Source organism: Ancalomicrobiaceae bacterium S20 (assembly GCA_040269895.1).
GTDB classification, from domain to species: Bacteria; Pseudomonadota; Alphaproteobacteria; order Rhizobiales; family Ancalomicrobiaceae; genus Methyloraptor; species Methyloraptor flagellatus.
The window spans coordinates 2,546,207-2,571,930 of the sequence record CP158568.1 but is presented as its reverse complement, the minus strand read 5'-3'; the positions used below and the strand labels follow the sequence as shown (position 1 = coordinate 2,571,930).

Genomic DNA, 25,724 nt, shown 5'->3' with positions numbered 1-25,724 from the left:
ACCGACGACAGGAGACTGCCTGATGCCGCTCGTATCCATGCGCCAGTTGCTCGATCACGCCGCCGAGAACGGCTACGGCCTGCCGGCCTTCAACGTGAACAATCTGGAGCAGGTGCGGGCCATCATGGAGGCCGCGAACCAGACCAAGTCGCCGGTCATCCTGCAGGCCTCGGCCGGCGCCCGGAAGTACGCCGGCGACCACTTCCTGCGGCACATGATCCAGGGTGCGATCGAGACCTATCCGGACATCCCGATCGTCATGCACCTCGACCACGGCGCCGCCCCGCCGGTCTGCTTCTCGGCGATCGACAACGGCTTCACCTCGGTGATGATGGACGGCTCGCTCGAGGCCGACGGCAAGTCGGTCGCGAGCTACGAGTACAATGTCGACGTGACCCGCACCGTGGTCGAGAAGGCCCATGCGGCCGGCGTCTCGGTCGAGGGTGAGCTCGGCGTGCTCGGCAGCCTCGAGACCATGAAGGGCGACAAGGAGGACGGCCACGGCGCCGAGGGCACCATGACCCGCGAGCAGCTGCTGACCGACCCGCAGCAGGCCGCCGACTTCGTCAAGGCGACCCAGGTGGACGCGCTCGCGATCGCGATCGGCACCTCGCACGGCGCCTACAAGTTCACCAAGAAGCCCTCCGGCGACATCCTGGCGATCTCCCGCATCAAGGAGATCCACGCCCGCATCCCGAACACCCATCTGGTGATGCACGGCTCGTCGTCGGTGCCGCAGGAGCTGCTCGCCGAGATCCGCGAGTATGGCGGCGATCTCAAGGAGACCTACGGCGTGCCGGTCGAGGAGATCCAGGAGGGCATCAAGCACGGCGTGCGCAAGGTCAACATCGACACCGATCTGCGCCTCGCCATGACCGCCGCGATCCGCCGCGTCATGGCGACCAACCCGGCCGAGTTCGATCCGCGCAAGTATCTCTCCGAGGGCATCAAGGCGATGACCAAGGTCTGCGTCGCGCGCTTCGAGGCGTTCGGCACCGCCGGCCAGGCCGGCAAGATCAAGTCACTCGACCTCGGCGAGATGGCCAAGCGCTACAGCGACGGCTCGCTGAAGCAGATCGTGAACTGATCCACTCGCGGCGGCCGGTCCGGACGGCTTGTCCGGGACCGACCGCCGTGACACGGTGCGGCCGATCCTTGCCGGGAGAGCAGATCGGGAGCGGACGCATGCTGAAGCTGGATCGCACCAAGGAAGTGCTCGCCGTCACCAAGTCGGACCTGTCCGGCTCGCAGTTCGACGACGTCAACATCTCCGGCTGCACGTTCCACAACGTGAATCTGGCCGGCACGACGCTCGACGACGTGAACTGCGCCGGTTGGCGGATTTCGAACGCCAACATGTCCGGCTGGCGTGTCTCGGACGTGAACCTGGCCGGCACGGCCTTCTCCGGCGGCCGCTATGACGGCATGACCATCGACGGCGTCGCCGTCACCGACCTGCTCGCCCTCTGGCGGGCCCACCAACCGGCCGAGCCCGCGGATCCCGCAGCCGGCCCGCTGCCCGAGTGACACTGTCCATGTTCGATCCCGTTATCGCCCCCTCGATCCTGTCGGCCGATTTCGCGCGTCTGGGCGCCGAGGTGGAGGCCGTGATCGAGGCCGGCGCGGAGTGGATCCACTTCGACGTGATGGACAACCACTACGTCCCGAACCTCACCATCGGGCCGCTGGTCCTGAAGGCGATCCGGCCCGTCACCAAGGCGCCGATCGACGTGCATCTGATGGTGAAGCCGGTCGATGCCATGATCGAGGCCTTCGCCGATGCCGGGGCGGACCTGATCACCTTCCATCCCGAAGCCTCCGAGCACGTCGACCGCTCGCTCGACCTGATCGCCAAGAAGGGCTGCAAGGCCGGTCTCGTGCTCAATCCTGGCACGCCGCTCGGCGTCCTCGACTGGGTCATGGACCGGCTCGACATGATCCTGCTCATGTCGGTCAATCCGGGCTTCGGCGGCCAGGCCTTCATCCCGTCGGTGCTCGACAAGGCGAAGGCCGTGCGCCGCCTGATCGACGACAGTGGCCGGCCGATCCGGCTCGAGATCGATGGCGGCGTCAAGGTCGACAACATCGGCGCCATTGCGGCAGCCGGCGTCGACACCTTCGTGGCGGGCAGCGCCATTTATGGCGAGGCGGATTATGCCGCGGTGATCGGCCGGATGAAGGCCGAGATCGCCCGGGCGCGTGGCTTGGCGGTCTGACTGACATTGCCCATTTTTATCAATATCTTATGAGAAGAAATCCCGGCCCGCGGCCTTGACGCGGGCCGTGCCTCCGGCACTCTGTGGCCCGTCTGTCAGGTTCTGGTCATCTGGCAATAGGCCAACAAGGCGACGGTTCGATCGAACCGTCAGGAGGAACGCCGATGCGACTGTCCCACGCCCTCGCGACCCGCTGTGCCGCGCTCGCCCTCATGGCGCTCGCGCTGCCGATGGTCGGCGCCGCGCCCGCGCATGCCGCCGGCGATCTGATGAAGGGGCGCACCGCGCTCCCGGCGATCGAACTCGGCGACGGCAAGCAGAACGATTATGCCGTCTCGGGCCAGACGATCGAGTTGGAGACCGGCAAGGGCTACCGGCTGAACATCACCGCCAAGGGCGAGAAGGAATACAAGTTCATGGCGCCGGGCTTCTTCCGCTCGGTCTGGGTCGACCAGATCGTCGTGAACAAGCTCGAGATCCACATGGCCGGTCCGCCCGCCTGGCTCGAGTTCGACGATCAGGGCACGATCGAAGTCAACTTCACGCCCGTGAAGACCGGCACCTACGAGTGGTGGGTCGACGGGCTGAAGGACAAGGGCATGGTCGGCAAGTTCGTCGTGAAGTGAGACGTCCCGAGAGGAGGGTGGGCGTCACGCCCGCCCGATCTCGCGCTTCTCGAGCCCGGCGACCGCGTCCCACAGCGCGTCGAAATGGTCGATGACGACGTCCGGGCCGAGTTCGGCCATCGGCTTGTCGGTATAGCCGAAGCTGACGCCGACCACCGGCACGGCGGCGTTGCGCGCCGCCGCGACGTCGGCATGGGAGTCGCCGACCATGATCGCGCGCGCCGTGCCGGCGGTCTCGCCGCGGACCCGCGCGATCGTGCCGGTCAGATGCGCGGCATCGGGCTTGCGGACCGGGAAGGTGTCACCGCCGCAGACCGCGTCGAAGCGGCTGGTCAGCCCGAGCGCGTCGAGCAGCTTGAACGACAGCGCCTCGGGCTTGTTGGTGCAGATCGCGAAGCGCCAGCCGGCCGCCGCGAAGCGGTCGAGCGCCGCCTCGACGCCCGGATAGGGCCGGGTCGAGACGGCGATATTGTCGCCGTAGTGGACCAGGAAGTCGGCGAACAGCCGATCGACGCGCGCCGGCTCCGGCTCGACGCCGTTGGCGCGCAGGCCCCGCTCGATCAGTACCCGCGCCCCGAGCCCGACCATCCGCCCGACCGCTTCGACCGGCACCGGCAAGAGCCCTTCGCGCACCAGCAGCGCATTGAGCGTGCCCATCAAGTCGAGCGCGGAATCGACCAGCGTCCCGTCGAGATCGAAGACGAGCAGGGGGCGGACGGCGTCATGCGGCATCGGGCGGGCTCCATATCGGCGGGCTCCAGGGCGAAACAGGCCAAGTCCGGCCGGGAGAAAGCCGGTCGCGCCTGCTCTAGCCGTCCGATGTCATCCTCGCAACCGCGCCGCGCTCAGAGCCGGTACGCGGTGCGGAAGCCGCCCCAGTGCCGGCCGCCGAATGTCAGCGGCACGTCGATCTCGCGGACCATGACGATATTGCCGCCGCCGAGATCGCGCGGATAGCTCTGCACGACGAAGGGCCGGGTGTTGCGCGCCGCGATCAGGCCGGTGCGGTCGTCAAAGATCCGCTTGTTGCGCGCGTTGGCAGCGTTCCACGCCGTCTCGCCGGGGCGCTGCGGCTGCGAGTAGATGCGATTGTGCACCGGCAGATAGGCGTTGATGTCGACCGCCGCGGCGAAAGCCATGCGCGGATCCTCCGCGACCAGCGGCTCCTGGATCGGCGGCAGCAGACGCTCGAGCGCGGCGAGGCTGCGGGTCTCGTACTGCAGCGGATCGGTGCCCTCGATCGGCGTGTAGGTGCAGTCGAACAGGGCTTCGGCCGAGAGGCGGCCGCTCGCGAGCGCGGCCTCGATCGCCTCCCGGACCTGGGCGGCGCCGCGCTGGGCGCGTTCGATCAGCGGCCGATAGTCGGCCTCGGTCCGGGCGATCCGCTCGGCGACCCGGGCGACGGCCTCGGTTTGCCCGTCGCGGAAGGCGAGATGCAGGCCGAGCGGGCTCTTGGCGACGAGGCGGACGTCGATGCCGCCCATGCCGGAGAGGTCGACGCGTCCGGCCGCACCGATCGAGAGGCCCGGGTCGCGGTCGGCCTTGACCAGCACGCCGCCGAGCGACAGGTCGACGGTGCGGACCGGCACGCTCGTGCCGGCGACGGTGAGCGTGCCCGGCATTTCGACCGGCCACCGGTCGTGCCGGCGGCGGTCGGCCTGCGGCGCCTGGCGCAGGACGGTGACCAGCAGACGCGAGATCTCGGCGATGCTGCCGTTCATCGTGTCGGCGGCGGTCTCGACCGCGCCCGCGATCGACGAGGCCGACACGGTCGCCTGCGAGATCGCGCCGGCGCGCGCGGCGACCTCCTCGGCGAATCGCGAGGTCTCGCTGGCGCCCGAGGCGAGTTCGCGCGTTGCGGCGATCTGGCCGCCGACCGCGTCGGATACTTCCTGGAACACCGGTCGGATCCGCGCGACGACATCGACGATCTCGCCGACGGCGTCCGAGTTGGCGCGTGCGGTGGCGCGCAGGTCGCGCAGCGTCGCGGCGATTTCTTCGGTCGCCTTGCGGGTCTCTACCGACAAGGACTTGACCTCGGCGGCCACGACCGCGAAGCCGCGGCCGGCTTCGCCGGCGCGTGCCGCCTCGATCGTGGCGTTGAGCGCGAGCAGATTGGTCTGCCCGGCCACGTCCGAGATCATCGAGATCACGCGCTCGATCTGATCGACGGCGCGGGCGAGATCCTCCATCGAGCGGGTGGCGCGCTCGGCCATCTGGTCGGCACTGTCGACCAACGCACCCGACGCCTCGGCGCGCTCGCCGATCGCCTCGCTCGCGCGCGAAAGATCACCGAATCGGGCACTGAGCCGCGTGGTGTTGTCGAGCGCGGCACGGGTCTCGTCGACCAGCGTCGCGGTGTCGCGCTGGATGGTGGAGATCAGCGCAATGTTCTCCGCGACGCGCTCGTGCACGCCGTGCCCGATCGCTTCGAGGCGGTTCGAGGTGCGTTTCAGGTCGTTTTCGATCAGGTCGACGAGGCGGGCGAGATTGTCGGCGCCGCCGGTGTCCGCTTCCACATCGGATTTCGCGACGTCCGAGCCGGTCGCCAATGCCGCGCCGGCATCTTCGCCCAGGGCAGGCGAGGGTGATTTCTTGAACAGACCGAGCATCGAGTTGACCGCATGACCAATGGCGCCTCGTGAAGGGTTCTTTAAATTATTTAATGATTGGATAATCACCGATCGGAATGCGTTTTCAGCGGCTTATATATTTCTGGAATTCCAGAAAGATCATCCAGAATTTTACTGATCTCGGCCCAGGCCCCCGCCGTTCAAGGATTTGCACGCGCGGATTGGGCATTTGCACGCGCCCCGGACCGAGGTTTCCGCCGTGGTCGTGGCGCCGATGGGGACTGGCGCGGCCCCGATGCCATCATGTATGGAAAGCCGGCCGTTTCGGACGAGCGCGGCGCGGCTTCGCGACGCCGCCGTCCGGGTGTTTCGGATCGCGAGCGCGATCTGCATGGACAGGAGTTCGTCGCCGACATGAGCGTCGAGATGAAGCGTCGTTCCGCGGAAGCCGCGCTCGCCCATGTCGAGCCCGGCATGAAGCTCGGTCTCGGCACCGGGTCGACCGCCGATGAGTTCGTGAAGCTGCTCGGCGCCCGCGTGGCCGCCGGCCTCGATGTCGTCGGCGTCCCCACCTCCGAGCGGACCGCCGCGCTCGCCGGCTCGCTCGGCATTCGCCTGGAAACGCTCGACACGCTACCCGAGCTCGACCTGACCATCGACGGCGCCGACGAGATCGGCCCCGGCCTCGTGCTGGTCAAGGGCGGCGGTGGTGCGCTGCTGCGCGAGAAGATCGTCGCGGCGGCCTCCGCGCGCATGATCGTGATCGCCGACAAGTCGAAGGTGGTCGAGACCGTCGGCGCCTTCCCGCTGCCGATCGAGGTGGTTCCCTTCGGCCTCGGCTCGACCCGGCTCAAGATCGAGCGCATCGCCGCCGACCTCGGCCTCGCCGGTCCGCTGGCGCTGCGGCAGGGCCGCGACGGCGCCCCTTATCTGACCGACGGCGGCCACTATATTCTCGATGCATCATTTCGCCGGATTCCGGATCCAAAGGCACTGGCCGAAGCACTCGCCACCATTCCGGGTGTGGTCGAACACGGCCTGTTCATCGGTCTCGCGACCGCCGCCGTGGTCGCCGGCCTGGACCAGATCGAAACCCTCCATCCCTGACCGTTCATACGGGAGACTTCCGATGATCCGTTCGCTCGCCACCCGCCTCGCCGCCGCGAGCCTGCTCGCCGCGGTTTCGACCGGCGTGATGGCCCAGTCCGCGATGGCCCAGACCAAACCGGCGCAGACCCAGCCCGCTCAGGCTCCCGCCACCGGCGCCAATGCGCCGACGCCGGAGTTCACCAAGGAGCATCTGGCGGCTGCCCAGGCGGCGATCGCCGCGGCGAAGGTCAACGAGGGCTTCGACAACGTGCTGATCGACGTGGCGCTGCGCACCAAGCAGAACCTCGTCCGCACCAATCCGAGCCTGTCGAACCAGATCGAGGAAGTGGTCAACAAGATCGCCCTCGAGCTCGCCGCGCGCCGTCCCGAGCTCGACCGTCAGGTCCAGGAGATCTGGGCCGTGCGCTTCTCGAAGGCCGAGCTCGACGACATCGCCAAGTTCTACAATTCGCCGGTCGGCCAGAAGCTCAACAAGGAGACCCCCGGCATCGTGCGCTTCACGACCGCCGCGGTCGGCGTCTGGCAGAACGCCATCTCGCAGGACATGCTCAACCGCGTCCGCGAAGAGATGACCAAGCGCGGCTACAAGCTCTGAAGCTGAAGACCGGGCCGCGCAGGTCCCGGCGGCGCGAGAGCGGCATGGGTGAGACAGGGCGCGCTCCGGCACCGTCGGAGCGCGCGTTTGCGTCGAGAGGGACGTCATGAGCTTCGACTACGATCTCTTCGTCATCGGCGCCGGTTCGGGCGGCGTGCGTGCGGCGCGCATCGCGGCCGGCTACGGCGCCAAGGTCGCCATCGCCGAGGAATACCGCGTCGGCGGCACCTGCGTGATCCGCGGCTGCGTGCCGAAGAAGCTGTTCGTCTATGCCTCGCGCTTCGCCGACGACTTCGCCGACGCCGCCGGCTTCGGCTGGACGGTCGAGGGCAAGCATTTCGACTGGACGACGCTCATTGCCAACAAGGACAAGGAGATCGCCCGGCTCGAGGCCGCCTATGCGGCCAACCTGAACCGCGCCGGGGTCGAGATCCTGCGCACCCGCGCCGAGATCGAGGGCCCGAACGCGGTCCGCCTGATCGGTGAGGACCGGGTCGTCACGGCCGGCCGGATCCTGGTCGCGACCGGCGGCCGCCCCGAGATCGACCGCACGCTGCCCGGCATCGAGCACACGATCACCTCCAACGAGGTGTTCCACCTGGAGCGTCTGCCGCGGCGCATCGTCATCGGCGGGGGCGGCTACATCGCCGTCGAGTTCGCCTGCGTCTTCGCCCGCCTCGGCGTCGACACCACGCTCGTCTACCGCCGTCAGGAACAGATCCTGCGCGGTTTCGACAAGGATATCCGAACCCATCTCTCCGCCGAGATCGAGAAGGCCGGCGTCCGCATCGTGCTCGGCCAGAAGTTCACCAACGTCGAGAAGACTGCGGACGGGCTGAAGGTCTTGCTTTCGGGCGGCGAGACCGTCGCCGCCGATCAGGTCATGCTGGCGATCGGCCGCTCGCCGGCGACCGGCGGGCTCGGCCTCGACAAGGCCGGCGTGGCGCTGAACGCGCGCGGCGCGGTGATCGTCGATGCCTATTCGCAGACGAGCGTGCCGTCGATCTACGCGGTCGGTGACGTGACCGATCGCGTCAACCTGACCCCGGTCGCGATCCGCGAAGGCCATGCCTTCGCCGACACGGTGTTCGGCGGCAAGCCGGTCTCGGTCGATTACGAGCTGATCCCGACCGCGGTGTTCTCGACCCCCGAGGTCGGCACCGTCGGCGCCTCGGAGGACGATGTCGCGGCGACCGGCCGCGCCTACGACGTCTATCGGGCGAGCTTCCGGCCGATGCGAATGACCCTGGCCGGCCGCGACGAGCGCATGCTGATGAAGATCCTCGTCGATGCTGCGACCGACCGCGTGCTCGGCGTGCATGTCGTCGGTCCGGATGCCGCCGAAATGGTCCAGCTCGTTGCGATCGCGATGCGAATGGGCGCGACCAAGGCCGATTTCGACGCCACCATGGCCCTGCATCCGAGCGCGGCCGAGGAGCTCGTCACCATGCGGACGCCGACCGAGCGCGTGGCCGCGCGGGTCTGATCCGGCCGAACCGGAGCCGGTTTCCCCGTGCATCCGTTCCCCCGGATGCGGAGCCGCGCGGATTTGACCTCCAGGTGACGCGCGGCTAATTTGCGCGCCACTGAGGGGCTTTGAACGCCGGAGTTTCGGGCCGGCGAGGGGGATGGCTGACCCGTGGTGGACGGGCGACCGGATGGGGCGCGACGCCGCAGCCGAGATGCCGCAGCCGAGACATCGCAGCCGAGACATCGCACCGACCGAACCCGACCCGAACATTCAACGCTTAAGACCACCGAACGGAAGATGCCGGCCGAGAGGGCCGGCCCGGACGCCCGCGCCGGAGCGCACGACAGACATGGCCGATACCACCGACGATTTTCCGTTCGAGATCTCCGCCGACAAGGCCCAGCCCGCGCCGCCGCTGCCGGCTCCGGCCCCGACCCATGCCGGTTCGCACACCGGCGTGCTGGCCGCGCTCGGCATCGTGTTCGGCGACATCGGCACGAGCCCGATCTACACGCTCGACACCGCTTTCAAGACCGGGGTGGTCCGGCCGGTCGCCGCCGACGTGCTCGGCTTTCTGTCGCTGGTGACGTGGTCGCTCGTGATCGTCGTGGGTGTCTGGTACGCGATCTTCATCATGCGCGCCGACAACAAGGGCGAAGGCGGCATCTTTGCGCTGATGGCGTTGGCCTCCAAGTCGGCGCCGAAACTCGCTGGCCTCGTCGCCGTGCTCGGCATTGTCGGCGCCTCGCTGTTCTATGGCGACGCGGTGATCACGCCGGCGATCTCGGTGCTGTCGGCGGTCGAGGGCCTCTCGGTCGCCGCGCCCGGCCTGCACGGCGCCGTGCTGCCGCTGGCGCTCCTGATCCTGACCACGCTGTTCGCCGTGCAACGCGGCGGCGCTTCCAAGGTCGGCGGCTGGTTCGGACCGATCATGCTGGTCTGGTTCGGCCTGCTCGCCGTCCTCGGCGTCAAGGAGATCGTGCGCTATCCGGACGTGATCGCCGCGCTCGATCCGCGCTACGGCCTCGCCTATCTGCGCGAGGCAGGGCCGGGGCCCTTCGCGATCCTCGCGGTGGTGGTCCTGTCGGTGACCGGCGCCGAGGCGCTCTACGCCGACATGGGTCATGTCGGCCGCGACGCCGTGCGGCGTGCCTTCGCCTTCATCGTCGCGCCGGCGCTGATCCTGAACTATCTGGGGCAGGGCGCTCACGCGCTGCGCGACCCGGCGGTCGGTACGCGCGACAGCTTCTTCCACATGATCACGCCGGAGCTGCAGCCGGCGCTGGTCGTGCTCGCCATGGTCGCGACCGTCATCGCCAGTCAGGCGGTGATCTCGGGCGCCTTCGCGGTCACCCATCAGGCCGCCCACCTCGGCTTCTGGCCGCGCACCGAGACGCGCCACACCTCCGCCGAGGAACGCGGGCAGGTCTATGTGCCGTCGATCAACCTGCTCCTGTTCGTGGCGGTGATCACGGTCGTCCTGACCTTCCAGGCCTCCGAGAAGCTCGCCGAGGCCTATGGTTTCGCCGTCACCGGCACCATGGTCGTCACCTCGCTGCTCGCCTACATGGTCGCGCGCGGCGTCTGGAAATGGACGGTCTGGATGGCGATCCCGACGGTCGTGTTCTTCATGACCTTCGACGTGTCGTTCTTCCTGGCTTGCGTGACCAAGGTGGTGCACGGCGCCTGGCTGCCGCTGGTGATCGGTCTGCTGCTCGTCGTGGTGATGGCGTCCTGGCGCATGGGCCGCGTGCGGCTGGTCGCGCGCCGGCGCCACGAGGGCGTGCCGATCAAGATCGCGCTCTCCGCCCTGCGCAGCCCGCGCGTCGAGCACGTGCGCGGCACCGCGATCTACCTGATGGAAGACCCGACGCTCGCCCCGCGCGCCTTCCTGCACAATCTGAAGCACAACAAGTGCTGCCATCAGCAGATCGTGTTCCTCTATATCGAGACGGCCGACACGCCCTGGGTCGACGAGGCGAGCCGCATGACGCTCGACACGCTCGCCGACAATCAGGCTCTCGCCTTCGCGCGCGTGAAGTTCGGCTTCATGGAGACGCCGGACGTGCCGGCGGCCGTGAAGGCGCTCGCCGCGCGCGGCGTTCATATCGACAAGAAGGACTTGAGCTATTTCGTCAGTCGCGCCCATCTGGTCGAGGGCGAGGAGGGCGGCCTGTGGAGCTGGTTCCGCGGTCTGTTCATCTTCCTCTACCGCAACCAGGCCGACCCGGCGGAATACTACCAGATCCCGCCGGGCCGCGTGGTCGATCTCGGGGCGCAGATCACGATCTGAGGGGATCCGTCCGCCGATGCATGCGCCCGCAACCGCTCCGTCCACCGTCACCCGTCCCGTTGCCGAGGTCCGGCCCGACATCGTGGTCTTCGATCTCGGTAACGTGCTGATCCGCTGGGATCCGCGCTTTCTCTACCGCAAGCTCTTCGCCGACGAGGCGGAGATGGAGCGTTTCCTCGCCGAGGTCTGCCATCACGACTGGAACTGGCAGCAGGATCGTGGCCGCACCTGGGCCGAGGCCATCGCCGAGGCGATCGGCCGCCATCCGCGCTACGAGGCCGAGATCCGCGCCTATCGCGACCGCTGGGACGAAATGATTCCGGGCCTGATCGACGGCACGGTCGCGCTGCTCGAGGAGCTCGATGCGCGCGGCGTGCCGCTCTACGCGCTGACCAACTGGTCTGCGGAGACCTTCGTGCTGGCCCGGGAGAAATTCGGCTTTCTCGGCCGGTTCCGTGACATCGTCGTGTCGGGGGACGAGAAGCTCGCCAAGCCGGAGCCCGAAATCTACCAGGTGCTGATCGATCGGATCGGCGCCGCGCCGGAACGGCTGTTCTTCATCGACGATCGTCCCGACAACATCGAGGCAGCGCACCGTCTCGGCATCGCGGGCCATCTGTTCGTCGACCCGGAGCGCCTGCGCGCCGATCTTGTCGCGCGCGGCCTTCTGCCCGGCTGCGATTGAGCGGCAGGGCGGATCGGTCTTGCTCAAGGGCGGGACGCCAGATCTGCGGGGGAGAGATCTGGCGCCGGCGACTTTGCCAATGCGAGACCGCGCGGGGATCGGCTCTCCGCGCGGTCTTGTTTCTCAGTTCAGGAACAGTTCGGGACGTTCGTCCGCGAAGGCCTGGACCGCCTTCTGCATGGTCAGCCGATGCGCGTTCAGCTCGCGGGCGGCCGAGGCGCCGTCCGAGACCGAGAGCGCCTCGACGATGCGCGCATGCTCGCGATAGGCACGTTCGAACAGGCTCATGTCGTCGGGAATGACGCCGAGGCAGCGCCGACCGATGGCGAGGCCGATTTCGACCTGGGCCGCGACGGTGCCCATTTCGACACCGTGACCGATCACGCGATGGAACTCGATATCGAGCTCCCGGAACAGCGCCGTGTCGAGCGCGTCGAGAGCGGCGCGCTGTTCTGCGAGATTGCTGCGGAGCTGCTGAACGATGACCTCGGCATTCTTCTCGCTGACCTCGAAGGCGGCAGCCATTTCAAGGGCATAGCGAATGAAGACGGCCTCCTTCATCTGCGACAGCCGCAGACGGGCGACATAGGATCCGCGCTGCGGGAAGATCTCGACCAGTCCCTCCTGTTCGAGCCGGGTCACCGCCGCGGTGACCGGCTGCTTCGAGATCTGGAGCCGCTTGCAGATTTCGGTCTTGTCGATGAAGGCGCCGGGTTCCATCCGGAAGGAAAGAATTTCGTCCCGAAGCCAAAGATAGGCCGTGTCGGCCTTCTTCACGTAAGGTTGCCCGCCGGAGTCCTCCGACGTCGTCCGGTATGATAGCATGGTTCAACCCATTTTTTAGACGCGTCGACCCCAACGACGCGGCACCCCCGGCGATGTCTAATCATCAGGGGTGCTTCACTACATGGCTATATTGAGCAGTATTCGAACCGACGAGTCGGTAACGGTTCCGCGCAACACGTCATGCTTGAGCAGGATTGCTGATATTATGTTGGTTTTCAACGGGATTCGGTAAATTCGACTGTTATTTTAGTCCCGCAACGTTGTGAATTTACGTCGCACCCCGTGCTGTCGGTTGTGTCGTCTTGAGGGTGTAGTCCAAGGGGCGTGAGGCCGCGCTGGCGGTGGTCGCCTTCCGGAGTGGCATCGAACCACGCGCACGTGTATAACGCCCCCTTCGTTTGAGCGCGGCGCTGGTGCCGGGCTATTGGAGTGGAAGCGATGATCGAGAAGCTGGGCGCGAACGACCGGAGGAGCGAAGCGGGACGCCTCGAATCCTGGCGGCCGGACAGCTGGCGCGCCAAGCCGATCGTGCAGGTCCCCGAGTATCCGGACGCCGCGCGTCTCGCGGCCGTCGAGGAGGATCTGCGCACCTGGCCGCCGCTGGTGATTGCCGACGAGGTCCGCAAGCTCGAGCGCGCGCTCGGCGACGTGGCCGAGCGCCGGGCGTTTCTCCTGCAGGGCGGCGACTGCGCCGAGAGCTTCGCCGAGCACTCGGCCGACAACATTCGCGACTTCTTCAAGGTGTTCCTGTCGATGTCGGTGGCGCTGACCTATTCGGCGGCGCTGCCGGTGGTGAAGATCGGCCGCATCGCCGGCCAGTTCGCCAAGCCGCGCTCGTCGAACGTCGAGAAGCGGGGCGACGTCGAACTGCCGGCCTACCGCGGCGATATCATCAACGGCTTCGAGTTCACGCCCGAGAGCCGCATTCCGGACCCGAACCGCATGCGCATGGTCTACCGCCAGTCGGCGGCGACCCTGAACCTCTTGCGCGGCTTCGCGACCGGCGGCTACGCCAAGCTCGAACGCGTGCACCGTTGGATGGTGGATGCTCTCGCCGACAGCCCCGTCGCGGAGCATTACAAGGAGGTGGCCGAGCGCATCACCGAGGCGCTCGAGTTCATGGCGGCCTGCGGCATTTCCGCGGAGACCGCCCAGCAGCTCCAGGGCGTGCATTTCTACACGAGCCACGAGGCACTGCTGCTGCCTTACGAGGAGGCGCTGACCCGCGAGGACTCGGTGCAGGGCGGCTGGTACGACACCTCCGCGCATATGGTCTGGATCGGTGATCGCACGCGCCAGCTCGATCATGCCCATGTCGAGTACTTCCGCGGCATCCGGAACCCGATCGGCCTCAAGTGCGGCCCGTCGCTCGAGCCCGATGCGCTGCTGCGCCTGATCGACGTGCTGAACCCGGAGGACAAGGCCGGTCGGCTGACGCTGATCGCGCGCTTCGGCTCCGACAAGGTCGGCAAGCACCTGCCGGGGCTGATCCGCGCGGTCGAGCGCGAGGGCCGCAAGGTGATCTGGTCGTGCGACCCGATGCACGGCAACACGATCACCTCCTCGACCGGCCACAAGACCCGGCCGTTCAATCGGATCCTCGAGGAGGTGCAGACCTTCTTCGAGATCCACCGGGCCGAAGGCAGCTACGCCGGCGGCGTGCATCTGGAGATGACCGGCAAGAACGTCACCGAGTGCCTCGGCGGCGCGGTCGCCATCCAGGAGACCGACCTCGGCAACCAGTACGACACGCTCTGCGATCCGCGCCTCAACGCCCGTCAGGCGCTGGAGCTCGCTTTCCTGATCGCGACCGAGCTGAAGAAGGATCGCGCCTCGCGTCCGAGCGCGCTTCTCGCCGCGGCGGAGTGATCCGCCCGGCCGGTTCGGAACAACGGACAATCGATCGCGGCGGCCTCCGGGCCGCCGTTTTCGTTTCGGGTTCGGGCGCGGCGCGTTCGGGCGAGCACGGCCGGCGGCATGCCGCGTGATCCGAATGTGCGGTTCAGGGGGTGCTCCGGGCCGCGCGCCAGCGGATCAGCGCCAGCACGCCACCGCCTGCGACGAGACCCCAGAACGCGCCGCCGATGCCGAAGAACGACAGGCCAGAGGCCGTGACCAGGAACGTCACGACGGCCGCCTCGCGGTCCTTCACCTCCGTCACGGCCCCGAGCAGGGCCGATCCGAACGAGCCGAGCAGGGCGAGGCCGGCGACGGCCTCGATCAGGATCGGCGGCGTCGCGGCGACGAAGGCGGTCGCCGCGCCCGCCGCAAGGGCGAGCGGCAGATAGGTCACGCCGCTCGCGATCGTGGCCCAATAGCGGCGTTTCGGGTCCGGATGCGCATCGGGATTGGCGCAGAGCGCCGCCGTGATCGCTGCAAGGTTCATCGCATGGCCGCCGAACGGGGCGACCAGCACGGTCAGGAGCCCGGTCGACCAGAACAGCCGCCCTGGATCCGGCCGATAGCCGTGCACCGCCAGCACGGCGACGCCGGGGATGTTCTGCGAGGCCATCGTGACGATGAACAGCGGCAGCGCGATGCCGATCAGCGCCGGCAGGGTGAACTGCGGCGTGACCAACACCGGGGTCGGCCAGATCTGGTCGAAGGCGCCGGGGGCGATCTTCGCCGAGGCGACGATCAGCGCGAGTGTCACCAGCGCCGCAGCCGGCACCGCCCAGAGCCGCTTCCATTGGGCGACCGCGAGCCAGGTACCGACGATCGCGAGACCGAAGGCCGGGTTCTGCTGCACGGCCTTCACGGGCGCGAGGCAGAGATTGAGCAGGACCCCGGCCAGCATCGCATTGGCGAGCGAGGCGGGGATCGACGCCACGGCGCGGCCGAGCGGCCGCCACAGCCCCGCGATCACGATCAGCCCGCCGGCAACCAGGAACGCGCCGACCGCGGCGGCGAATCCGCCCTCGATCGCCGGCGTCGCCGCGAGCAGGGCCGCGCCGGGCGTCGACCACGCGGCGCTGATCGGCATGCGCGTCCAGAGCGACAGGCCGATGCAGCCGATCACCATGCCGATCGAGAGCGCCATCAATCCCGACGCCGCCTCGGCCGGCGTCGCGCCGATCGCGGTCAGTCCCTTGAGCACGACCGCGAAGGAACTGGCGAAGCCGACGAAGGCGGCGAGCACGCCGACCGCGATCGCCTGGGCCGAGATGTCGGATCGCACGGGAGAGCTCCGTCGGAGAGTTTGGAAGGACGCCGAGGGAACCACGGCCGGTTCGCTGCTGCAACGGCCTGTTCGGCAAGGCGGCCACCCGCGATCGTTCGGCCGCCGTGAACGCTGCGTGGCCGTCTTGCGGGATTGACCGGGTTCCGGCCCTGCAGTCTCTTGGCGCGGCCATGCCTTGCGCGGCCATGCCCCGCGCCGCGAGGGAGCCTTCGGAGCCGTTCGATGTCAATGCCAGCCCTGTTCGTCTCCCATGGCGCGCCGAACCTGATCATTCGCAATTCCCAAGCCCGCGATTTCCTCGCCGGCTATGGCGCGGCCCTCGGCAAGCCGCGTGCGATCGTGATCGCCTCGGCGCATTTCCCGTCCGGCCGACCGACCGTGATCGTCGATGAGCAGCCGGGCATGATCTACGACTTCGGTGGTTTCGAGCCGGAACTCTACGAAATCGTCTATCCGGCGCCCGGCGATCCGCTGGTCGCGGTCAAGGTGGCCGGGCTTCTCGACGCGGCCGGCATCGCCCCGGCGATCGCGCGCAACCGCGGTTACGACCACGGCACCTGGGTGCCGCTGAAGCTCCTCTATCCGGATGCCGATGTGCCGGTCGTGCAGCTCTCCATCCAGCCCAACCGCGATCCCGCGCATCACTATGCCGTCGGTCGGGCGCTGGCGACGCTCGGGATGGAGGACATCCTGGTAATCGGCTCGGGTTCGCTGACCCACAATCTGCGCGAGGTGTTCCGCGCCGGCGGCATGCGGCCTGAGAACGACCCCGTTCCGGTCTGGGTTTCGGCCTTTGCCGACTGGATGCATGAGCGGATCCTGGCCGGCGATCTCGAGGCTTTGCTGGACTATCGCGCCCGTGCCCCGGAGGCCGAGCGCAACCATCCGACCGACGAGCACCTGCTGCCGCTGTTCGTCGCGCTCGGCGCCGGCGGCCTCGGCGCGGTGGAGCGCGTGCATCACTCGCATCAGTACGGCGTGCTGGCGCTCGACGCCTACCGGTTCGGCTGAGCCCGGAGCCCGGAGCGGATCTGCTGCCGGATCATGACGTTGTCCGAGGTCCGAACTCGCGATAAACCGGTGCCATGACCGACCGTCTCGTCATCGCCCTCGCCCAAGTCGACGCGCTCGTCGGCGACGTCGCCGCCAACCTGAAGACGGCCCGCGCCGCCCGCGCCCGTGCGGCCGAGGCCGGCGCGGACCTGCTGCTCCTGCCCGAGCTGCACATCGCCGGCTACCCGCCGGAGGATCTCGTGCTGAAGCCGGCCTTCCAGGCCGCCTGCATGCGCGCGGTCGCGGAACTCGCGGCCGACACCGCCGATGGGGGGCCGGCCGTGCTGATCGGCACGCCCTGGCGCGACGGCGACAAGCTCTATAATGCCGTCGCGCTGCTCGACGGCGGCAAGGTCGAGACCGTCCGCTACAAGGTCGACCTGCCGAACTACGGCGTCTTCGACGAAAAGCGCGTGTTCACGCCCGGCCCGCTGCCGGGTCCGATCGCGTTTCGCGGCGTCCGGATCGGCGTGCCGATCTGCGAGGACATCTGGGGGCCGGAGCCGACCGAATGCATCCATGAGACCGGCGGCGAGTTCCTGCTGGTGCCGAACGGCTCGCCCTATCGGCGCGGCGTCATGGACGAGCGCTTCAATGTCTCGGTCGCGCGCGTGACCGAGACGGGCCTGCCGCTGATCTACCTGAACCGTGTCGGTGGTCAGGACGAACTGGTCTTCGACGGCGCCTCTTTCGCGCTCGATCCGAACGGCGCGCTGGCGCTGCAGATGCCGTCGTTCCGCGAGGACTTTTCGACGGTGACGCTGGAACGCGCGTCCGGCGGCTGGCGCATCGTGCCGGGTCCGCGTGCCTCGATCGTTGAGGGCGACGCGGCCGACTACGCCGCCTGCGTCCTGGGCCTGCGCGACTATGTGAACAAGAACCGGTTTCCGGGCGTGGTGTTCGGCCTGTCGGGCGGCGTCGATTCCGCGCTGGTCGCGGCGATGGCGGTCGACGCGCTCGGTCCCGAGCGCGTCCACGCCGTGATGCTGCCCTACCGCTACACCTCGACGGAGAGCCTGGAGGATGCGCGCGCCTGCGCCGAAGCGCTCGGCATCCGCTACGACGTGGTGCCGATCGCGCCGGCCGTCGAAGGCTTCAACGCGCTGCTCACGCCGGTCTTCGAGGGTCGCGCGCCGGACATCACGGAAGAAAACCTTCAGTCGCGTGCGCGCGGCACGATCCTGATGGCGATCTCCAACAAGTTCGGCCCGATGGTGCTGACCACCGGCAACAAGTCGGAGATGTCGGTCGGTTACGCCACGCTCTACGGCGACATGAATGGCGGCTTCAATCCGATCAAGGATCTCTACAAGGGCGAGGTCTACGCGCTCTGCCGCTGGCGCAACGCGCATGTGCCGCCGGACGCGCTCGGGACCGCCGGCGAGGTGATCCCCGATCGCATCCTGACCAAGGCGCCGAGCGCGGAACTGCGCGAGAACCAGACCGACCAGGATTCGCTGCCGCCCTACGATGCGCTCGACGCGATCCTCGAGGCGCTGGTCGAGGACGAGCGCAGCGTCGCCGAGATCGTCGCCGCCGGCTACGAGGAGGCGACGGTGCGCCGGATCGAGCGGCTGCTCTACATCGCCGAATACAAGCGTCGCCAGGCCGCACCGGGCGTCAAGCTGACCCGCCGCAACTTCGGCCGCGATCGCCGCTACCCGATCACCAACGGCTTTCGCGATCCGGGCACGCCGGTCGTGTTCGACACGCCTGCGGGGCAGAAGGCGCCGCGGCGGGATCTGGTCGATTTTTGAGGCCGGGGGCGCCGACGCCGGTCAGTCGCCGCGACCGCTCGAACGGCTATGCGCGGTTCGACACCGACATCTCGCGGGTTTGAATTTCGTCCGAAAGTTGCAACTCCGTAGCGTGCAGGTAGCATCGCTCGCGTGATCGGCAAAAGCAGCTTGCGCTCGCCAGGGGCGCATTCGGGGCGATGGGCCACCCCAACCGAGGCGACGGCCTCGCCGATCAACCGGAGGGAATGGCCATGCGGTGGAAACCGTTCGCCATCCTTATCGAGGTGAAGAGGACCCGGACGGCCTGGCAGCTGACTTTCCGGGTCCAATTCGCATCATAAGACGGAGGGGCGGGCGAGAGCCCGTCCCTCACTCCGGTAAGATAGCATCGCCGCGTCGCAATTCCAACGCGCACCGCGAGACGCCACCGGCTGCGGCGCCGAGGCGACATCGGCTTTTCGCTTCCCCGCCGCGCGGCCTGCGTTTAAAAGCCCGGCATGACCGTCAAAGTCCGTTTCGCTCCGTCGCCGACCGGCTATCTCCATATCGGCAATGCGCGCCCCGCGCTGCTCAACTGGCTGTTTGCCCTGAGCCATGGCGGCCAATTCGTGTTGCGCATCGACGATACCGATGTCGAACGCTGCCGCGACGAGTATCGGCTCGCGATCGGCGAGGACCTGGCCTGGCTCGGCATCACGCCGCACGAGCTGCACCGCCAGTCGGAACGGACGGCGCTCTATGATGCGGCGGTCGAGACGCTCAAGGCCAATGGCCGGCTCTACCCCTGCTACGAGACCGCCGACGAACTCGAACGCCGCCGCGCGCGTCAGCGCGCCCGCGGCCTGCCGCCGATCTACGATCGCGCCGCGCTGGCGCTGAGCGATGCCGAGCGGGCCGCGCTCGAAGCCGCCGGCCGCAAGCCGCACTGGCGCTTCAAGCTCGACGGCGCGCCCGTGTCCTGGACCGATCTGGTCCGCGGCGAGGAGCGCGTCGAGACGACCTCGCTCTCCGACCCGATCCTGGTCCGCGAGGACGGCACCTACCTCTATACGTTGCCCTCGGTCGTCGATGACATCGAGATGGGCATCACCCATGTGATCCGCGGCGAGGATCACGTCACCAACACCGGCGTCCAGATCGCGATCATTCAGGCGCTCGGCGGCGCCGTGCCGGTGTTCGCCCATGCGAACCTCTTGGCGACCACGGCGGGCGAGGCGTTCTCGAAGCGCAGCGGCGCGCTGTCCCTCCGCACGCTGCGTCGTGACGGCTATGAGGCAATGGCGGTGGCTTCGATCGCTGTGCTGACCGGCACCTCCGATGAGGTGCATGCCTATCGAAACCTCGACGAACTCGCCGCCCATGTCGATCTCGCGCATGTCTCGCGCTCGACCGCCAAATTCGATCCGCACGAGCTCGACGCGCTCAACGCCCGGCTCGTGCACAAGCTCGATCACGCCACCGTCGCCGATCGTCTCGCCGCGCTCGGTATCGGCGGCGGCGAGGCATTCTGGTTCGCGGTGCGCGACAATCTCGCCAAGGTCGTCGACGCGGCGCTGTGGTGGCGGGTGGTCGAAGGCCCGATCGAGCCGGTCGTCGCGGCCGAGGATGTCGACTTCCTGGGCGCTGCCAAGGCCTTATTGCCCGAGGAGCCGTGGGACGAGACGACCTGGGGCACCTGGACCAAGATCGTCGGTGCCGCGACCGGCCGAAAGGGCCGGGCGCTGTTCATGCCGCTCCGGCAGGCTTTGACCGGCCTCGATCACGGTCCGGAATTGAAGCGGCTGCTGCCGCTTATTGGCCGGCGAAATACTTTGGCCCGACTACCCTGACCTTACGCGGTCCAGAACCCGCACCAACGGACGCGTTCGCAGGAGCCGCGCCGCCCGCCTCGGGGTAGGGGCCTGGGGGAGCGGCCGCCTCGACCGGCGTCGGATCGATCGCGCGCGGCACGAAGCCGTTGGCGCGGTTCCATTCCGTATCCGGATCGTCGTCCGCGCGCGGCCGTGGGCGCGGCAACGGCAGCTCCGGACGCAGGTCGCCGACCTCGACGGAGCGCCGCTTCACGGTCGGGTCGCTGTCGATCGACGCCGGCAGCAGCGTCGGGTCGGCGCGCCCGCAGGCACAGCCGGACACGACCTCGCGGCGATAGCGCATGGCGTTCGGCAGCCGGGTGTAGGGGATACCCTCGCCATCGGCCGAGATCGCCTGTTCGCTGTCCTCGCCCGGATTGCGGTGGACGAACAGCCGCGTTTCGGTGCCGGGGCACATCGCTTGGCAGACGCGCGCGTCGGTCGCGAAGCGGGCGCGGCTGGTCGCGTAGGAGATCGGGAAATAGTAGCCGTCGCAGGTGCGGACGCAGAGCGTGCGATAGGCGCCGCCCTCGCTCGGCAGCTCGCCCTCGGGCATGTCGGTGCTCGGCTCGGCCAATGTGGCTTCGCTGCGCGTGGCGACGCCCGGCGGCGTTGCGTCGTTCGCGCTGCCGAACAAGGCGCCGAACAGCCCGGTCGGCTGGCTCGCCTGCGGCGCGGCGCTGGCAACCGCCGCGGGGCCGAGCGGGATCAGCCGGCCGTTGTCCTCGCGATAGAGCGTCGGACCGTTCGGACCCTGCAGCACGATGGTGCGCCCGTCGGACGTCCCGCCGGGCACCGCATATCGTCCGGCCGGCGCCGGTCGCGTGGTCGGGCCTCCCGCCGACAGTGGCGCACCGTTGTCGGCGCCCCAGCGCGCCGTGACGGTGCCGCGCGTGTCGGCGGCCTGCCGCTGGTCGACCGGCGCCTGCCGCGGATCGGTGCAGCCGTAGGCCTTCAGCGACGCGAGTACGTTCAGCCGCTCGGCGCGCGGGCCGGCCGCGCCCATCCGCTGATAGCGCTTTTCCAGCTGGGCGAGATTGCGCTGCATCTCGGCATTGCGCTGCGTGATCGCCGGGCAGCGCGGATCGGGGCCGCCGCCGAACAGCGACGGACTGCAATAGCGCTCGTACTGGGCGCGCCCGCGTTCGAACGCCTCGCGCTGCTTCTGGATCGCCTCGCCCCACTGCGAGGCTTCCGAGGTGCCGGCCTTGTCGAGCGCAGCCAACCGGCCGCGCAGCGCGTTGCAGGCCTCGGGTTCGATCGCCATCGCCGGAGCGGCGAGCGCGACGAGCAACGCCCCGGCGCGCACGACCGTGCAGCGGAGCGTTCGCCCCGCCGCTCGCGTGTCCGATCGTGCCGCGTTCGCTCGCATCGTCGTTCCGCACTCTCAATCGTCTTGGTCGCGTCTGGAATATAGGGCGGCTTCCCGCGCCTCAAGCCGCGCGTCGCGAGGGCCGCGACCTCGAGGGACCAGTGGCCCGCGCGACGTCTGTGGGCACCGCCCGGACGGGCTGACACCAGAGTGACAGCCAGCCCTTCGGAAATCGTTAAGCATGATTCGATGCGTCGCCGACCGCCGTTGGACGGGACTATACGCGGTCGTCGCCTCTCGCGCTGCAGCGCTCGGGCGCCTACATCGGAGCGGGGATCGTCCGCGCGCCCGTGTTCGGGTGAGGGGCGGTTGCGATCCGGGGAGACCGCTCGATGTCGAAACGCCACGCGATTCTCGCGTTCGCCGCCCTCGCGGGCATGCTCACCGCCGCGAGCCCGGCGGCGCGCGCCGAGGAGCCGGACCTGATCTTCAAGCGCTCGACCGTGTTCAAGCTGCTGACCCCCGATCACAAGCTCGCGGTCTACGGTATCGACGACCCGGAGGTCGAGGGCGTGGCCTGCCACTTCACCGTGCCGGAGAAGGGCGGCGTCGCCGGCATGTTCGGCGTTGCGGAGGAGGTCTCGGACATTTCGCTCGCCTGCCGGCAGATCGGTCCGATCAAGTTCAAGGCCAAGGTCGAGCAGGGCGGCGACATGTTCCGCCAGCGCCGGTCGCTGTTCTTCAAGAAGATGCAGATCGTCCGCGGCTGCGACGCCAAGCGCAACGTGCTCGTCTACATGGTCTATTCCGACAAGCTCGTCGAAGGCAGCCCCAAGAACTCAACGTCGAGCGTGCCGATCATGCCCTGGGGTGGCGACACGGCGACGGAGAAGTGCGGGGACTTCGTGAAGTGAGCGGGACGGCGCCGTCCATCGAATGGGCGCCGACGTCCTTGAAGCTGGCGTCGGCGCGGCCGGGCGTCCACGCAGGTGGCCATCGCCGGCCTTCGTCCTGCCCGCTGTCGCCCTAACCGCTTTCGCCCTTGACGCTGCCCTCGAAATCCATCACACCCGAAGCCATGACGACCGACACGATGACTTTTGCGATCCAGACGATCGCCATCATCATTTGCGGCTAGCTGAAACGCTGGCCCGGTCCCGTCTGCCCTCCCGAGAGACCAGATGAGCGAGCCCCGGCCAGCAGGCATGGGAGAATACGCACGTGGTTCTGAGGCTCTACAACACGCTCACTCGTGAGAAGGACGACTTCCGTCCGCTCGACCCGAAGAACGTGCGCCTCTACGTCTGCGGCCCGACGGTCTATGACTATGCCCACATCGGCAATGCCCGGCCGGTGATCGTGTTCGACGTGCTCTATCGCCTGCTGCGGCAGGTCTATGGCGCCGATCACGTCACCTATGTGCGCAACATCACCGACGTGGACGACAAGATCAACGCGCGCGCCGCCCGCGATTATCCCGGTGTGGCGCCGGTCGAGGCGATCCGCGACCTGACGGACAAGACCTATAAGCAGTTCGAGGCCGACGTCGCGGCGCTGAACTGCCTGCGTCCGACCGTGACGCCGCGCGCCACCGAGCACATTGCCGAGATGATCGCGATCATCGAGAAGCTGATCGCGGGCGGCTTTGCCTATGCGGCCGAGGGCCATGTGCTGTTCCACGTGCCGGCCGACAAGGACTACGGCAAGCTCGCCCGCCGCACGCTCGACGACATGGTCGCCGGCGCCCGCGTCGAGGTCGCGCCCTACAAGCGCGATCCGATGGACTTCGTGCTCTGGAAGCCGTCGTCGGACGCCGAGCCGGGCTGGGACAGCCCCTGGGGTCGCGGCCGGCCGGGCTGGCATATCGAGTGCTCGGCGATGAGCTGGAAGCACCTCGGCGAGACCTTCGACATTCATGGCGGCGGCATCGACCTCGTGTTCCCGCACCACGAGAACGAGATCGCGCAGTCCTGCTCGGCCTTCGGTCGCGAGATCATGGCGCAGGTCTGGATGCACAACGGCTTCCTGCAGGTCGAAGGCGAGAAGATGTCGAAGTCGACCGGCAACTTCGTCACCATCAACGAGTTGCTCGCCGACTGGCCGGGCGAGGTGCTGCGCTTCAACATGCTGCGCACGCACTATCGCCAGCCGATCGACTGGACGGTCAAGGGGCTGGAGGAGAGCCGCAAGACGCTCGACGACTGGTACTGGTTCGCGGCCGATGCCTCGGACTACAAGCCGTCGAGCCGGGTGGTCGAGGCGCTGTCCGACGACCTCAACACGCCGAAGGCGATCGCCGAGCTGCACGCGCTGCGCAACCAGGCGCAGCGCGCCGGCGGCGACGATGCGCGCGCGACCCTGGTCGGTTCGCTGCGCTTCCTCGGCTTCCTGTCGGAGACCGCAGACGCCTGGGCGGCGCGCAAGAAGGAAGCCGCCGGCGTCGATGCGGCCAAGGTCGACACGCTCGTCGCCGCCCGCCTCGCCGCCCGCAAGGCCCGCGACTTCGCCGAGAGCGACCGCATCCGCGACGAACTCGCGGCCATGGGCGTGGTGCTGAAGGACAGCAAGGATCCCGCGACCGGCGAGATCCGGACCACCTGGGAGGTCGGGTGATGATGACCCCGGCGGACCGCCAGCCGATCGTCGTCGCGGACGCCGGGCCATTGATCCGACTGGCGGCCGCCGGGCTGCTCGATACGCTGCGCGGTCTGAACCGGCGCATCGTGCTGGTCGACCGTGTCGTCGACGAAGTCTGCGGCGACGTCTCGAAGCCGTTTGCATCTGATGTTGCTGACTGGATCGTGCGCATGGGCGATGCGATCTGGCCGGCGCGCACGGCCATCGGCATCGGTGTCGAGACCTTGCGCGCGAAGCATCGGACAGCGGACGAGGACCTCGTCCTGAAGCAGGCTCTGCGCAATGCCGGCGAGCTCGCCGTCCGCGAGTTCATCGACGGCTGGATGCCAGCACATCCCGGCGCGGCTGTGGTCGTCTACGAGGATCGCAAGGTCGCCAGCCTGTTCATGGAGGCCGACTATCCGGTCACGCTCATGACGACACGGGCTTTCGCGCGTGTGATCGCCGAATGGGGCATCAATGTCGACGCGGTCGAGGCGCTGGAGGCCGTGGCTGCACGCTACGACCTGAAGCCTGCGATTGTCGCCGAGGTCGATCCTTCGATCCCGACCGATCTCCGCCAACAGCCGCAATCGAGCCAGGGAGACACGCGATGACCACCACCCGCATCACCGGCGGCTGCCAGTGCGGCGCCGTGCGTTTCGCCTGCACCTCGCTCGGCCGGGCGTCGATCTGCCATTGCCGCATGTGCCAGAAGGCGTTCGGCTCATTCTTCGGGCCGCTGGTATCGGCGTATGGCCTGACCTGGACACGCGGTGCGCCGAAGCGGTTCCGCTCCTCGAACAAGATCGAGCGTGGCTTTTGCGCCGATTGCGGCACGCCGCTCACCTATGAGGTCGATGGTCGCCGCGACGGCGGCATCGAGATCGCCATCGGTGCCTTCGACGATCCGGCCGCGATCCCGCCGACCATCCAGGTCGGTGTCGAGGCTCGCATGCCCTGGTTCCACGATCTTGCCGACCTGCCGGGCCGCCCGCCCGAGAACGAGGCGAAGTCGATGGCGTTCCAGGCGACGATCGTCTCCTACCAGCATCCGGACCACGACACCGATCGCGGTCCGGGTCAAACCACCCCGGACGAGAGGACGCACTGATGCGCGAAGCCTTTCCCCTTCGTCCCTTGCTGCCCGCCGATGTCGATCCCCTGCGCGAACTCGTCGCGCAATCGATCGAGGGGCTGACGCAGGACGATTACGACGAGGACCAGCGCCTCGCCTGGATCTCGCTGGTCGAGAACGCCGCCGCTTTCGCCAAGCGGTTGGCCAAGGCGACGACGCTGGTCGCGCTCGCCAAGGGCCGGCCGGCCGGCTTTGCCTCGCTGGTCGGCAACGAGACGCTCGACATGCTCTATGTTCATCCGGACTTCGCCGGCCGCGGCGCCGGCGCGACACTCGTCGATGCGCTGGAGCGGCTGGCCAAGGGCCGCGGCTCGGCGGCGATCACGGTCAAGGCGAGCGACACGGCCGAAGGGTTCTTTCGCGCGCGCGGATATGTGCCGCAGGAACGCAGCATGGTGCCGGTCGAGGGCCAGTGGCTCTCCAACACGACAATGAAGAAGGCGCTGGCCTGAACGAAGGTCGCGCAAGGCAACAGGCCGG

General features: G+C 68.3%; 23 protein-coding genes. 18 read left to right on the top strand and 5 right to left on the bottom strand.

Going from position 1 to position 25,724, the window contains the following annotated elements; genetic code table 11:
- Nucleotides 1-22: 22 nt before the first annotated feature.
- The 4 genes from fba (at nt 23) to ABS361_11720 (ending at nt 2,842) form a co-directional block, all read left to right on the top strand.
- Nucleotides 23-1,087, top strand: a complete 1,065-nt coding sequence (gene fba / locus ABS361_11735; protein ID XBY42793.1) for a class II fructose-bisphosphate aldolase — start codon at nt 23-25, stop codon at nt 1,085-1,087.
- A 98-nt stretch (nt 1,088-1,185) separates the two neighbouring features.
- Nucleotides 1,186-1,527, top strand: coding sequence for a pentapeptide repeat-containing protein (locus tag ABS361_11730; protein ID XBY42792.1), 342 nt, complete (start codon nt 1,186-1,188; stop codon nt 1,525-1,527).
- Between the two features lie 8 nt (nt 1,528-1,535).
- A complete protein-coding gene (rpe, locus tag ABS361_11725; protein XBY42791.1) occupies nt 1,536-2,216 on the top strand; it encodes a ribulose-phosphate 3-epimerase in 681 nt (226 codons plus the stop codon).
- Nucleotides 2,217-2,380: 164 nt separating this feature from the next.
- Nucleotides 2,381-2,842, top strand: a complete 462-nt coding sequence (locus ABS361_11720; protein ID XBY42790.1) for a hypothetical protein — start codon at nt 2,381-2,383, stop codon at nt 2,840-2,842.
- 24 nt (nt 2,843-2,866) lie between these two features.
- Here the strand turns inward: ABS361_11720 and gph are convergent, their stop codons facing one another.
- A complete protein-coding gene (gene gph / locus ABS361_11715; GenBank protein ID XBY42789.1) occupies nt 2,867-3,574 on the bottom strand; it encodes a phosphoglycolate phosphatase in 708 nt (235 codons plus the stop codon).
- 113 nt (nt 3,575-3,687) lie between these two features.
- A complete protein-coding gene (locus ABS361_11710; protein XBY42788.1) occupies nt 3,688-5,523 on the bottom strand; it encodes a methyl-accepting chemotaxis protein in 1,836 nt (611 codons plus the stop codon).
- A gap of 306 nt (nt 5,524-5,829) precedes the next feature.
- Between ABS361_11710 and rpiA the strand changes: the two genes are divergently transcribed.
- The 5 genes from rpiA (at nt 5,830) to ABS361_11685 (ending at nt 11,569) form a co-directional block, all read left to right on the top strand.
- Nucleotides 5,830-6,522: a ribose-5-phosphate isomerase RpiA gene (gene rpiA, locus ABS361_11705; GenBank protein XBY46881.1), complete on the top strand. Its 693-nt coding sequence runs from the start codon at nt 5,830-5,832 to the stop codon at nt 6,520-6,522.
- 22 nt (nt 6,523-6,544) lie between these two features.
- The gene (locus ABS361_11700; GenBank protein XBY42787.1) at nt 6,545-7,120 is read left to right on the top strand and encodes a DUF2059 domain-containing protein; all 576 of its coding nucleotides are present in this window, start codon (nt 6,545-6,547) and stop codon (nt 7,118-7,120) included.
- A 106-nt stretch (nt 7,121-7,226) separates the two neighbouring features.
- Entirely contained in the window at nt 7,227-8,606 is a 1,380-nt protein-coding gene (gene gor / locus ABS361_11695) for a glutathione-disulfide reductase (protein ID XBY42786.1), read from the top strand.
- A gap of 334 nt (nt 8,607-8,940) precedes the next feature.
- Entirely contained in the window at nt 8,941-10,884 is a 1,944-nt protein-coding gene (locus tag ABS361_11690; GenBank protein ID XBY42785.1) for a KUP/HAK/KT family potassium transporter, read from the top strand.
- 16 nt (nt 10,885-10,900) lie between these two features.
- Entirely contained in the window at nt 10,901-11,569 is a 669-nt protein-coding gene (locus ABS361_11685; protein ID XBY42784.1) for an HAD family phosphatase, read from the top strand.
- A 123-nt stretch (nt 11,570-11,692) separates the two neighbouring features.
- Here ABS361_11685 and ABS361_11680 read toward each other — a convergent pair whose 3' ends face one another.
- Nucleotides 11,693-12,394, bottom strand: a complete 702-nt coding sequence (locus tag ABS361_11680; GenBank protein XBY42783.1) for a GntR family transcriptional regulator — start codon at nt 12,392-12,394, stop codon at nt 11,693-11,695.
- A 399-nt stretch (nt 12,395-12,793) separates the two neighbouring features.
- On the opposite strand from ABS361_11680, the gene ABS361_11675 reads away from it, so the two are divergent.
- Nucleotides 12,794-14,224, top strand: a complete 1,431-nt coding sequence (locus ABS361_11675; GenBank protein XBY42782.1) for a class II 3-deoxy-7-phosphoheptulonate synthase — start codon at nt 12,794-12,796, stop codon at nt 14,222-14,224.
- 133 nt (nt 14,225-14,357) lie between these two features.
- Here the strand turns inward: ABS361_11675 and ABS361_11670 are convergent, their stop codons facing one another.
- Nucleotides 14,358-15,578, bottom strand: coding sequence for a benzoate/H(+) symporter BenE family transporter (locus tag ABS361_11670; protein ID XBY42781.1), 1,221 nt, complete (start codon nt 15,576-15,578; stop codon nt 14,358-14,360).
- Between the two features lie 180 nt (nt 15,579-15,758).
- On the opposite strand from ABS361_11670, the gene ABS361_11665 reads away from it, so the two are divergent.
- From ABS361_11665 to gltX, 3 genes are all read left to right on the top strand, one after another.
- Complete coding sequence (locus tag ABS361_11665; protein XBY42780.1) at nt 15,759-16,547, top strand: class III extradiol ring-cleavage dioxygenase; 789 nt, start codon at nt 15,759-15,761, stop codon at nt 16,545-16,547.
- A gap of 74 nt (nt 16,548-16,621) precedes the next feature.
- Nucleotides 16,622-18,346 carry an NAD+ synthase gene (locus ABS361_11660; protein XBY42779.1) on the top strand — a complete coding sequence of 575 codons (1,725 nt, stop codon included), beginning with the start codon at nt 16,622-16,624 and terminating at the stop codon, nt 18,344-18,346.
- Nucleotides 18,347-18,825: 479 nt separating this feature from the next.
- Nucleotides 18,826-20,157, top strand: a complete 1,332-nt coding sequence (gltX, locus tag ABS361_11655; protein XBY42778.1) for a glutamate--tRNA ligase — start codon at nt 18,826-18,828, stop codon at nt 20,155-20,157.
- Here gltX and ABS361_11650 read toward each other — a convergent pair.
- The gene (locus ABS361_11650; GenBank protein ID XBY42777.1) at nt 20,120-21,550 is read right to left on the bottom strand and encodes a DUF2865 domain-containing protein; all 1,431 of its coding nucleotides are present in this window, start codon (nt 21,548-21,550) and stop codon (nt 20,120-20,122) included. The two genes, gltX and ABS361_11650, sit on opposite strands and share 38 nt — an antisense overlap.
- 377 nt (nt 21,551-21,927) lie before the next feature.
- Between ABS361_11650 and ABS361_11645 the strand changes: the two genes are divergently transcribed.
- The 5 genes from ABS361_11645 to ABS361_11625 all read left to right on the top strand — a co-directional run bounded on the left by ABS361_11645 (nt 21,928) and on the right by ABS361_11625 (nt 25,696).
- Nucleotides 21,928-22,404, top strand: coding sequence for a CreA family protein (locus tag ABS361_11645; GenBank protein ID XBY46880.1), 477 nt, complete (start codon nt 21,928-21,930; stop codon nt 22,402-22,404).
- A 307-nt stretch (nt 22,405-22,711) separates the two neighbouring features.
- On the top strand, nt 22,712-24,103 hold the full coding sequence (cysS, locus tag ABS361_11640) for a cysteine--tRNA ligase (protein ID XBY42776.1): 1,392 nt from the start codon (nt 22,712-22,714) through the stop codon (nt 24,101-24,103).
- Complete coding sequence (locus ABS361_11635) at nt 24,103-24,723, top strand: hypothetical protein (protein ID XBY42775.1); 621 nt, start codon at nt 24,103-24,105, stop codon at nt 24,721-24,723. The genes cysS and ABS361_11635 overlap by 1 nt, the downstream gene beginning before the upstream one ends.
- Entirely contained in the window at nt 24,720-25,220 is a 501-nt protein-coding gene (locus tag ABS361_11630; GenBank protein XBY42774.1) for a GFA family protein, read from the top strand. The genes ABS361_11635 and ABS361_11630 overlap by 4 nt, the downstream gene beginning before the upstream one ends.
- Nucleotides 25,220-25,696: a GNAT family N-acetyltransferase gene (locus ABS361_11625; protein ID XBY42773.1), complete on the top strand. Its 477-nt coding sequence runs from the start codon at nt 25,220-25,222 to the stop codon at nt 25,694-25,696. Before ABS361_11630 ends, ABS361_11625 begins: the two co-directional genes overlap by 1 nt.
- Nucleotides 25,697-25,724: the final 28 nt, after the last annotated feature.

Bases quoted from the DNA above. Each gene is read 5' to 3' on its own strand.
- gor (XBY42786.1), top strand. From the start codon at position 7,227: ATGAGCTTCGACTACGATCTCTTCGTCATCGGCGCCGGTTCGGGCGGC.
- ABS361_11675 (XBY42782.1), top strand. From the start codon at position 12,794: ATGATCGAGAAGCTGGGCGCGAACGACCGGAGGAGCGAAGCGGGACGC.
- rpe (XBY42791.1), top strand. From the start codon at position 1,536: ATGTTCGATCCCGTTATCGCCCCCTCGATCCTGTCGGCCGATTTCGCG.
- ABS361_11680 (XBY42783.1), bottom strand. From the start codon at position 12,394: ATGCTATCATACCGGACGACGTCGGAGGACTCCGGCGGGCAACCTTAC.
- ABS361_11625 (XBY42773.1), top strand. From the start codon at position 25,220: ATGCGCGAAGCCTTTCCCCTTCGTCCCTTGCTGCCCGCCGATGTCGAT.
- ABS361_11700 (XBY42787.1), top strand. From the start codon at position 6,545: ATGATCCGTTCGCTCGCCACCCGCCTCGCCGCCGCGAGCCTGCTCGCC.
- ABS361_11685 (XBY42784.1), top strand. From the start codon at position 10,901: ATGCATGCGCCCGCAACCGCTCCGTCCACCGTCACCCGTCCCGTTGCC.
- ABS361_11635 (XBY42775.1), top strand. From the start codon at position 24,103: ATGATGACCCCGGCGGACCGCCAGCCGATCGTCGTCGCGGACGCCGGG.
- ABS361_11630 (XBY42774.1), top strand. From the start codon at position 24,720: ATGACCACCACCCGCATCACCGGCGGCTGCCAGTGCGGCGCCGTGCGT.
- ABS361_11720 (XBY42790.1), top strand. From the start codon at position 2,381: ATGCGACTGTCCCACGCCCTCGCGACCCGCTGTGCCGCGCTCGCCCTC.
- gltX (XBY42778.1), top strand. From the start codon at position 18,826: ATGACCGTCAAAGTCCGTTTCGCTCCGTCGCCGACCGGCTATCTCCAT.
- rpiA (XBY46881.1), top strand. From the start codon at position 5,830: ATGAGCGTCGAGATGAAGCGTCGTTCCGCGGAAGCCGCGCTCGCCCAT.
- ABS361_11650 (XBY42777.1), bottom strand. From the start codon at position 21,550: ATGCGAGCGAACGCGGCACGATCGGACACGCGAGCGGCGGGGCGAACG.
- ABS361_11645 (XBY46880.1), top strand. From the start codon at position 21,928: ATGCTCACCGCCGCGAGCCCGGCGGCGCGCGCCGAGGAGCCGGACCTG.
- ABS361_11730 (XBY42792.1), top strand. From the start codon at position 1,186: ATGCTGAAGCTGGATCGCACCAAGGAAGTGCTCGCCGTCACCAAGTCG.
- gph (XBY42789.1), bottom strand. From the start codon at position 3,574: ATGCCGCATGACGCCGTCCGCCCCCTGCTCGTCTTCGATCTCGACGGG.
- ABS361_11665 (XBY42780.1), top strand. From the start codon at position 15,759: ATGTCAATGCCAGCCCTGTTCGTCTCCCATGGCGCGCCGAACCTGATC.
- ABS361_11660 (XBY42779.1), top strand. From the start codon at position 16,622: ATGACCGACCGTCTCGTCATCGCCCTCGCCCAAGTCGACGCGCTCGTC.
- ABS361_11690 (XBY42785.1), top strand. From the start codon at position 8,941: ATGGCCGATACCACCGACGATTTTCCGTTCGAGATCTCCGCCGACAAG.
- fba (XBY42793.1), top strand. From the start codon at position 23: ATGCCGCTCGTATCCATGCGCCAGTTGCTCGATCACGCCGCCGAGAAC.